This is a genomic window from Listeria rocourtiae subsp. hofi, from assembly GCF_963575615.1.
Lineage (GTDB): Bacteria > Bacillota > Bacilli > Lactobacillales > Listeriaceae > Listeria_A > Listeria_A hofi.
In genome coordinates, this window is sequence record NZ_CAUYTL010000079.1 from 1 (window position 1) to 1,718 (window position 1,718).

Consider the following 1,718-nt stretch of genomic DNA (forward strand, 5'->3'; position numbering starts at 1 on the left):
GAGCTAACAGTTCCTACTGCCAAGCCTGTAGTGGACTTTCACCACCTAGCATTTGCGCATGCTGGGCGCACAAAATAAGCGATACAAATCCGAATTTCCGGAAATTGTATCGCTTTTATCTTAACGGGAAATTTTATTCAACTAAAAATCCGTTTAAAATCGCCAAACCTCAGCTGGGCGACAAATGCTTAGTTCCTAGGCAAAAGCGAGTACCAGCGCGGAATGTACTAAGGTACATGAGCACTGGAACGGAGCTTTTAACGACGGAAATGAGCGTTTGTCGTCCAGATGAAATGATATCAGTCTGGTGTATCCGTTAATGTCCAAGTCAATGTTGTTACATATTTCGCATCTTTATCCTTCTTCGTAGCTCCTGGAACCTTTAATGTTACGCTTGCATTCTCTGCATCTGTATCCGCGCCAACTGTGTTACCAAACGCATTTGTCCAAACACCCATGCCAGAATCAACCGGTGCATTAACAACATCTTGAATCGTGCTATCACCATTCAATACTACATTTTGGTTGTTCATCGGCTTCGCAACGTTTGCTGAGTTCAATTCCGCATCTTTCAATGTCAATACCGCACCAGTTAACTCACTTGATCCAGCTTTAAATTGGTCGTTACTCACTTGCAGCTTCCAACCAGCATTCGTTCCACGGTTATCCGTCACTTGCGCAAAAGTTGGTACATATTTCTTGCTACCGTCACTTTTTAGCACAACTTCATCATATTTCGCTTTGTAGGTTGTGTCGCTACCAGAAATCGTCTGCTCGCCAAAGTGAATATTGGATACGTAGTCTAAACGAAGCGCACCTGTTGTCGGAGTCGGCGCATCCGGATCAGTTGGCGTTACATCATCACCAGGATTGGTTGGATCAACCGGATTTGTCGGTGTCGTGCCATCGTCTTCTTTAAAAATAATATCACCTTTAGAAGTCGTTGTTCCAACCTCTGAAGCGTGAGATGGTACTGCATAAATCGCCAAACTACCTACCGCCAATATACCTACTAGTGCTACTTTGCTTAATTTAATCATCTTATATTTCTCCTTCTTGTTTTTGAATTTTTTATAATAAAAGAGTCAAAGGTTCGACTCGAATATCACGGAGCATCTTCCAAAGTCCATCTAATGTTCGTACTGTATTGTTTATTTGCCATAGCAGTTCCTGGTTTTACGTTCATGACTAAAGCCGTCTCGTCCGAATTTAAGTCGATTGTCGTTAAACCATGTTGTAAAAGTGCATTGGAGTAAACTGGAATGGCGTGCTCTGTACTAAGTGGTACCTCACCTTGTGCCGTTTGAATAGCTAAAGCATCTCTCAAAACTTTCCCATCAGCAGTTTGCATCGGTGTTTCAAGTTGGGCACTAACTAGCCAATTAGAAGAAACACTCCTCGTATCACTCACTGAGAGTTGAACTTTATCAATAGGCTTTACTGTCTTTGCTTTTGATGTAATCATCTGCTCGCCAAACGAGATTGTTTCTGTCACAGTTTCAAGCGATAAAGCACCATCTTGCACCTTGACATTAATTCGCTTTCCAATGCCATTTACCGAAAATGTAACAGTATAACTACCAGGTACAGTCGTTAAACCACCATTGTCGCTAATAACAACCTGATTTGTAATATCCGTGCCGAGTCTGAGACAAAAGGTTCTCTGACCTAGAAAAATACGTATCCAAAATCTGCATTTAGATTTTGGATACGTATTT

Annotated in this window: 2 protein-coding genes; both read right to left on the bottom strand. The window is 41.7% G+C overall.

The genetic code is table 11. The features are described from left to right. Positions 1 to 299 precede the first annotated feature (299 nt). The gene (locus R8925_RS15755; protein WP_430536735.1) at positions 300 to 1,040 is read right to left on the bottom strand and encodes a WxL domain-containing protein; all 741 of its coding nucleotides are present in this window, start codon (positions 1,038 to 1,040) and stop codon (positions 300 to 302) included. 65 nt (positions 1,041 to 1,105) lie between these two features. Further along, the coding region (locus R8925_RS15760) for a WxL domain-containing protein (RefSeq protein ID WP_430536736.1) at positions 1,106 to 1,718 on the bottom strand (613 nt) is incomplete at its 5' end.

Bases quoted from the DNA above. Each gene is read 5' to 3' on its own strand.
- R8925_RS15755 (WP_430536735.1), bottom strand. From the start codon at position 1,040: ATGATTAAATTAAGCAAAGTAGCACTAGTAGGTATATTGGCGGTAGGT.